The organism is Actinomyces polynesiensis, assembly GCF_000820725.1.
Lineage (GTDB): Bacteria > Actinomycetota > Actinomycetes > Actinomycetales > Actinomycetaceae > Pauljensenia > Pauljensenia polynesiensis.
Map to the genome: position 1 here is coordinate 1 of NZ_CCXH01000169.1, position 7,149 is coordinate 7,149.

The 7,149-nt window shown below is 71.7% G+C and carries 7 protein-coding genes; 4 read left to right on the forward strand and 3 right to left on the reverse strand.

Features of this window, described 5'->3' with window-relative positions:
- Positions 1-40 precede the first annotated feature (40 nt).
- The 4 genes from TA90_RS07305 (at position 41) to TA90_RS07320 (ending at position 4,179) form a co-directional block, all read left to right on the forward strand.
- A complete protein-coding gene (locus TA90_RS07305) occupies positions 41-703 on the forward strand; it encodes an amino acid ABC transporter permease (protein ID WP_043535444.1) in 663 nt (220 codons plus the stop codon).
- A complete protein-coding gene (locus tag TA90_RS07310; RefSeq protein WP_074015337.1) occupies positions 700-1,752 on the forward strand; it encodes an amino acid ABC transporter permease in 1,053 nt (350 codons plus the stop codon). Before TA90_RS07305 ends, TA90_RS07310 begins: the two co-directional genes overlap by 4 nt.
- Before the next feature lie 239 nt (positions 1,753-1,991).
- On the forward strand, positions 1,992-2,882 hold the full coding sequence (locus TA90_RS07315; RefSeq protein WP_043535445.1) for an aldo/keto reductase: 891 nt from the start codon (positions 1,992-1,994) through the stop codon (positions 2,880-2,882).
- A 1-nt stretch (position 2,883) separates the two neighbouring features.
- Positions 2,884-4,179 (forward strand): glycoside hydrolase family 3 N-terminal domain-containing protein, encoded by a 1,296-nt coding sequence (locus TA90_RS07320; protein ID WP_231550697.1) that lies wholly within the window; start codon positions 2,884-2,886, stop codon positions 4,177-4,179.
- 115 nt (positions 4,180-4,294) lie between these two features.
- Here the strand turns inward: TA90_RS07320 and gap are convergent, their stop codons facing one another.
- The 3 genes from gap to TA90_RS07335 all read right to left on the reverse strand — a co-directional run.
- A complete protein-coding gene (gene gap / locus TA90_RS07325; RefSeq protein ID WP_043535446.1) occupies positions 4,295-5,299 on the reverse strand; it encodes a type I glyceraldehyde-3-phosphate dehydrogenase in 1,005 nt (334 codons plus the stop codon).
- Positions 5,296-5,931: a TetR/AcrR family transcriptional regulator gene (locus tag TA90_RS07330; RefSeq protein ID WP_043535448.1), complete on the reverse strand. Its 636-nt coding sequence runs from the start codon at positions 5,929-5,931 to the stop codon at positions 5,296-5,298. Before TA90_RS07330 ends, gap begins: the two co-directional genes overlap by 4 nt.
- Positions 5,932-6,129: 198 nt before the next feature.
- Positions 6,130-7,149: ATP-dependent helicase C-terminal domain-containing protein (locus TA90_RS07335; protein ID WP_043535450.1), on the reverse strand; the 1,020-nt coding region annotated here is incomplete at its 5' end.

The following is a 7,149-nucleotide window of genomic DNA, read 5'->3' on the forward strand; positions in this document are numbered from 1 at the left end:
CCACCACGCACCGCGGAACTGACCATCGGTAGGAGGCACAGTGGACGTCCTGTTCAACAACCTGGACCTGTTCGTTGACGGCTTCAGGAACACCCTGATCCTCTTCGCCGGGGGCGGTGCCATCGCACTGGTCCTCGGGTTCATCACCGGCGCCATGAGGGTCTCACCCGTTCCGGTGATGCGGGCCGTGGGGACGCTCTACGTCAACCTCGTGCGCAACACACCGCTGACGCTCCTCTTCTTCTTCTTCGTCCTCGGGTACCCGAAGCTCTTCCCCAAGGGCACGTGGGGCTCCGGGCTCTCCTTCGTGCAACTCGCGATCATCGCGCTGGGCCTCTACACGGCCACGTACATCGCGGAGGTCATCCGCTCCGGCATCAACACGATCCCCGCGGGGCAGATGGAGGCCGGGCGGGCCCTCGGGTTCACCTTCACCCAGTCCATGGAGCTCATCGTCCTGCCCCAGGCGGGGCGGGCGGTGATCCCCCCGCTGATGAGCGTCCTCATCGCCCTGCTGAAGAACACGACCGTGGCCGCGGGCTTCTCGGTGGCGGAGGCCGGCGCCATCCGCGCCTCGCTCTCCGAGCGCTCCGAGCCGCTCCTGGCGGGGTTGCTGTGGGTCGCCGCGATCTTCGTGGTCCTGGTGCTCCTCCTCGCCACCCTCCAGCGGTACCTCGAGAACAGACTGAAGGTGGTCCGATGAGCTCCCAGCACATCTACGACGTCCCCGGTCCGGTCGCCCGCCGGCGCTACGCGCTCATGGCCGTCGCCACGATCATCGTGGTCGGTGCCATCCTCGCGTTCATCATCTACCGCTTCCAGGTGACCGGGCAGTTCTCCGCACGCAAGTGGTCGGCCTTCACCTACCCGCAGGTCTGGGCGCAGATCGGCCTGCGGACGCTCAACACCCTCAGGGCGTTCCTCGTCTCCGCCGTGCTGGCACTCGTCGTGGGCCTGCTCCTCGCCGTCGGGAGACTCTCCGACCACCAGTGGGTCAAGGTGTCGGTGGTCTGGTTCCTGGAGATCTTCCGCGCGATCCCCGTCCTGATCCTCATGATGCTCATGTACTACGGGATGCCGACGGTGGGGCTGAAGTTCTCGACCTTCACGTCCGTGGTCACGGCGCTCACCCTGTACAACGGCACGATCCTGGCCGAGGCGATCCGTTCGGGCATCCTCGCGCTCCCACGGGGCCAGTGGGAGGCGGCCGCGGCACTGGGGCTGAGGAAGACCTCGGTCATGACCATGATCCTGCTGCCCCAGGCGGTGCGCGCCATGCTCCCGGTGATCATCGCGCAGCTGGTCGTCATCCTCAAGGACACCGCGTTGGGCTTCATCGTGACCTATCCGGAGCTGCTCGACTACGCGAAGTTCCTCGGTACACAGGCGCAGTTCGACTCCCCGCTGATCCCGGCCGCCATGGTCGTGGGCACCATCTACGTCAGCATGTGCCTGGCCGTCGCAGGGCTGGCGAAGATCGCCGAGGAGTCGATCTCCGGCACGAAGGGCCCCGACGGCAAGAAGCACGGATGGCGCAACACCAACCTCCAGATCGCCCGCACCCGCGTGCGTCGCCAACGCCGCGACGGCACGGTCACCCAGCCCGGTGTGGTCATGGCCCCCGCCCCGGCCCCGGTCCCTGCCGCAGGTCGCACCCGGGGAGAGGTTCCAGCGGGACCGCCCATCCCGGGACCGCTCACACGGCCCGTTCGGCACGACGCGCCCGGTGGTCCGGCCGCTGCTCCCGCCTGATCCCGGCCGCTGCTCCAGCCCGCTCGGCACGGCGCCCCCGGTGGCGGTGGTCCGGCCGCTGCTCCCGCACGGTCCCGGCCGGTCCGGACACGTCGCGGTCGCTCCGCCCCCGTCCCCTTCCCGGTGAACGGGGGCGGAGCCGTTGCGGTGAAGGGATCGTCCCACCGCCCGGGAGTCCCGCCCGGGGACGGCGGCCCCGGTCCTCGGCAGGATCAGGGCCGGCGTCGTAGGGTTCCCACATGCAGCAGAATCCCCCGACACAGGTCCCCCACCTCCAACTCGACGACGCGGTCCCGATCCCCCAGGTGGGGTTCGGGACCTTCCAGATCCCACCCGAGGACACCCAGCGCGCCGTCGAGGAGGCGCTGGGCATCGGCTACCGCCACATCGACACCGCTGCCGCGTACTACAACGAGGCAGGGGTGGGCGCCGCAATCCGTGCGACCGGTCTGGAGGGCCAGGTCTTCGTCACGACCAAGCTGCGCAACGCCGACCAGGGGCGCGAGGCCGCCCTCGAGGCCTTCGAGGCCTCCCGGCGTGCCCTCGGACTGGAGGTCATCGACCTCTACCTCATCCACTGGCCGGTCCCGTCCGCGGACCTCTACGTCGAGACCTGGCGCTCACTCATCGAGCTCGCCGACCAGGGAGCCGTTCGGGCGATCGGGGTGTCCAACTTCCTCCCCGAGCACCTCGAGCGCCTCGTCGTCGAGACCGGGGTGACCCCGGCGGTCGACCAGATCGAGGTGCACCCGACGTTCTCCCAGCCCGAGGTGCGCGCCGCGTGCCTGCGCCGCGGCATCGCCGTGGAGGCCTACTCGCCGCTGGGGCAGGGCGCCGACCTGGGCGATCCCACAGTGGTGGCCATCGCCGACCGCCTGGGTGTGACACCGGCACAGGTGGTGCTCCGGTGGCACGTCCAGTCCGGACGGATCGTCATCCCCAAGTCCGTGCACCCCGATCGCATGCGCCACAACCTCGACGTCACCGGCTTCGAACTCACCCACGACGACCTCGCGGCCATCGATGGGCTCGACAGCCCCGATGCCCGGATCGGCGGGGACCCCGCCACGTTCGCCTTCCCCCAGACGCGGGAGGACGCCGCCGCGCGCGGGGAGGGAGTGGAGGACTGAGGTGATCGGGGCCTCCACGGCGCAGGGTCGCCCGCCGGGACACGCACTGGCCGGGTGGGTCTACGGACTGGGGATCCTGGCCTGCGTGCTCGGGGCGTGCACCCCGTCCACGGCACCGGGCAGCGGCACAGCCGCTCCGGTCGCACCTCCGTCCGGGTCCTCCGCACCTGCGTCCTCCGCGCCTGTGTCCTCCACGCCGGACCCCGGGAGATCGACGACCCCACCGGCGCCGCCCTCGTCGGCACCCACCCCCTCGGCGGCCGACCCGCTGCAGGGGTGGACCCTGGAGCAGGAGGTCGGACAGCTGTTCATGGTCGGGGTCGACGTCCACAAGCAGCAGTCGGCCAGCTGGGCGGCCGTCACGGACCACCACGTGGGCAACGTCTTCATCGCGGGGCGCTCCCAGGCCGGGCAGGACCACGTGCTCGCCCTGGTGCGGTCCTTCACGGACCTGGTCTCCGCGGACACCACACGCTCCACCCCGATGCTGGTCGCCACCGACCAGGAGGGTGGGGCCGTCCAGGTGCTGCGCGGTCCCGGGTTCTCCGTGATCCCCTCCGCGCTCAGCCAGTCGGGGATGACGCCCGCGCGACTGGAGTCCGAGGCGGCTGGCTGGGGAAGGGAGCTCTCGGCCGCGGGGATCACCCTCGACCTGGCCCCGGTCATGGACCTCGTCGACGGCGACCCCGCCTCGAACCCGCCGATCGGGGCCTGGGACCGCCAGTACGGGGACACGGCCGACAGTGTCGTGGCCCACGCGAACGCCTTCTCCCGGGGGATGCGCAGTGCAGGGGTGGCGGTGGCGATCAAGCACTTCCCGGGGCTCGGGCGGGTGGGTGCGAACACGGACACGACGGCGGGGGTCACGGACACCGTGACGACACGCCACGATGCCTCGGTGGGGGTGTTCGCGAGGGGGATCGCAGACGGAGCGGAGATGATCATGATGTCCACCGCCGTCTACCGGCGCATCGACGCGGACGCCCCCGCGGCGTTCTCACCGGTGGTCGTCGGGGACGTCCTGCGCGGCGACCTCGGGTTCGGGGGCGTGGTCATCACCGACGACGTCTCGGCCGCGGTGCAGGTCCAGGCGTGGACCCCCGGGGAGCGGGCGGTGTGCGCCATCGACGCGGGCTGTGACATCGTCCTCGTCTCGGCCGCGCCCGAGCAGGCCGGCGCCATGGTGGATGCGGTCGTGTCCCGCGCCCGGCAGGACCCGGCCTTCGCCGCGAAGGTCCGCGCCTCCGCGCTGCGCGTGCTGGCACTCAAGGCATCGATGCCCGACGCCGGGGGATGAGCGGGCACCAGCGGTGCCGCGGGGCGGGAGCACCTCGGGGCGGGAGACCCGGGTCCGGCACGCAGTGGGCCCCACCCCGACGAACGGGATGGGGCCCACACCTGCGGGTCGGCTCTCAGAGGCGGCTGCCGACGAGCTCGGAGAGCTCGACGAGGCGGTTGGAGAAGCCCCACTCGTTGTCGTACCAGCCCAGGACCTTCACCTGGTTGCCGACGACCTCGGTGAGGGGGGCGTCGAAGATCACCGAGTGCGGGTTGCCGACGATGTCGCAGGAGACGATCGGGGCCTCGGAGTAGGCGAGGTAGTGGGACAGTTCCGGGGAGTCGGCCGCGCGGCGGAACGCCTCGTTGACCTCCTCGACGGTGACCGGACGCGACAGGACGGCGGTGAGGTCGGTGATGGAGCCGACCGGCACGGGCACACGCAGGGCGAAGCCGGTGAGCTTGCCGTCCAGGTCGGGGATGATCTTCCCGATGGTGCGGGCGGCGCCCGAGGACGTCGGGATGGTGGACAGGGCAGCGGCACGGGCCCGACGCAGGTCCTTGTGGGGTGCGTCCTGGAGCTTCTGGTCGCTGGTGTAGGCGTGCACCGTGGTCATCAGGCCACTCTCGATGCCGAAGGCGTCGTTGAGGACCTTGGCCATCGGGGCCAGGCAGTTGGTCGTGCAGGAGCCGTTGGAGAAGACGTCGGAGGCCGTGACGTCGAGGTCGTCGGTGTTCACGCCCAGCACGAGTGCGGGCGCGTCGCCCTTGGCCGGCGCCGAGACGAGGACCTTGCGTGCGCCACCCCGGAGGTGGGCGCGCGCGGCCGTGGCGTCGGTGAACCGACCGGTGGACTCGATGACCACGTCCGCCCCGACCTCACCCCAGGGGATCTGGGCGGGGTCCCGCTGGGAGAACACCTTGATCGCGTGTCCCTGGACGGTGAGGTGGTCGCCGTCGGCGGAGACGCCGTCGAGGTGACCGGAGATGGAGTCCCACTCCAGCAGGTCGGCCAGGGTGGGGACGTCGGTGATGTCGTTGATGGCCACGACCTCGACGTCCGCGTCACTCGCGAGCGCTGCCCGCAAGTAGGTGCGTCCGATGCGTCCGAAGCCGTTGATACCGATGCGTGTCGTCATGACTGCTCCTCATGTGGGTGGGTGTCGGGGGCGACCGGTCCGTCCGGTCGCCCGTGCTGTGCGGACGCCGCCTGCAGCAGCGCCACCATGCCGCGCACGGCGGAGTCCATGGGCTCCTGGGAACCGTGGGCGCGTGCCAGGACGTACCCGCCCTGGATGACCGCGGACAGCGTGTCCGCGAGTTGGTCGACGTCGAGGCCGGGGGGCAGGTCGCCCTCGTCGACGGCGCGGGTGAGGAGGTTCCTCCACCGGGTCGTCATGGTGTCGAAGGCGTCGGAGACGATCCCCAGCATCTCGGGGTCCTCCACGACCTTCGGGTCCTGGGTCATGCGTCCGACCCGGCACCCCCGCGTGCCCGCCCGCGGGCGCAGGAGGCGCTCCTCGACGTCGACGAGGGCGGGGCCGTCACCCGCAGGCTCGGGGTTGTCGGCCAGGGCGGTCGCGACGTTCGCACGCATCGCCTCCACGGCGAGCTCGTGCTTGCCGGAGAAGTGGTGGTAGAAGGATCCCTGCCCGACGCCCGCCTCGGACATGACCTCGCGCGGACTGGTGGCCGCGTAGCCCTTCTGCCACAACAGGTCCGACATCGCCTCGATGAGTCGGTGCCGGGAGTCGGCGTGTGTCATGTCCATGGCTCGAGTGTACCTACTGGTATGTACGGTGGCAAGAGGACGGGTCGAGGGGACGGCGGGGCGGGCCGCAGGGGGACGGCGGGGTGCCGAAAGGGAAGATGGGCCGGTCGGCGGCGGGCCTGCGCGGGGAGGAGGGAGGAGCGGCGGGCCTGCGCCGGACAGGGCCCGTGGTTCGCGGTGGTGGACCGGCGCGGGTGCTCAGTGCCTCGGGCGCGACTTCGCCCGCGAGGTGGGTTCCGCGCCCAGGGGGTCCTCCGGCCAGGGATGACGGGGGTAGCGGCCGCGGAGCTGGGCGCGCACCTGCGCGTAGGGTCCCGCCCAGAAGGAGGCGAGGTCGGAGGTCACCGCGACCGGTCGCCCGGCGGGATCCAGGAGGTGCAGCACGACGGGGACACGTCCCGCGGCCACTCGTGGCGTGTCGACCCATCCGAAGGCCTCCTGCACCCGCAGGGAGAGGACCGGGCGGCCGCTGGACCAGTCCAGTGCCCTCGAGCCGCCGGTGGGGACCGGGAGGCGTTCGGGGGCGAGTTCCTCGAGGTGGGCGGCCTCGGGCCAGGGGAGCAGGGCGCGCAGCCCTCCCAGTGTGTCGACGTCGCGCAGGGCACCTCCGCGGGCGAGCCGTCGGAGGTCGGCCCCCAGCCACCGATCGAGGTGCTCGGTCAGGGCCTCGGCGGAGACATCGGGCCAGGGCGCCCCGAGGGCCTCGTGCAGGACTGTCAGGCGCTCGCGGAGCGACCGCGCCGCCTCACTCCACGGCAGCAGGTCGAGCCCCTCGCGTCGCAGGGCATCGGCGACCACCTCGGTGCCGATGGACTCCGGGACATGCGTGAGCGCACGCTCCTTCAGTTCGATGGCCCCCAGGGAGGTCACCGAGCGGGCACGCACACGCCCTGCGCGCAACTCCGCCAGGGTCTCCTCGTGGACGAGGGCGGCCCCGGCCCGTTCGGCGTCCTCCTGGTCGATGGGCACTGCGGCACGGATCGTGCCGTCGGCCCGTCCCGCTCCGCGCTGGACCTGGGCCAGTGCGAGCCACTCCTGACCGGTGAGGGGACTTCCCGGGGGCAGGGCCGCGCCGAGGCCGTCGGCCAGGAGGTAGCGGTCCGTGCCCGGGCGCCGTCGCGCGATCCAGCCCGGTTGGGCGAGGGCGACGACGAGGGCCAGGGCGTCCTCGTCGCCGGGACGGCGGTGCGGAGCTGCAGTGCTGTGACCTGTTGCCCC

Coding starts and splice junctions, on each gene's coding strand:
- gap (WP_043535446.1), bottom strand. CDS start 5,299: ATGACGACACGCATCGGTATCAACGGCTTCGGACGCATCGGACGCACC.
- TA90_RS07315 (WP_043535445.1), top strand. CDS start 1,992: ATGCAGCAGAATCCCCCGACACAGGTCCCCCACCTCCAACTCGACGAC.
- TA90_RS07310 (WP_074015337.1), top strand. CDS start 700: ATGAGCTCCCAGCACATCTACGACGTCCCCGGTCCGGTCGCCCGCCGG.
- TA90_RS07330 (WP_043535448.1), bottom strand. CDS start 5,931: ATGGACATGACACACGCCGACTCCCGGCACCGACTCATCGAGGCGATG.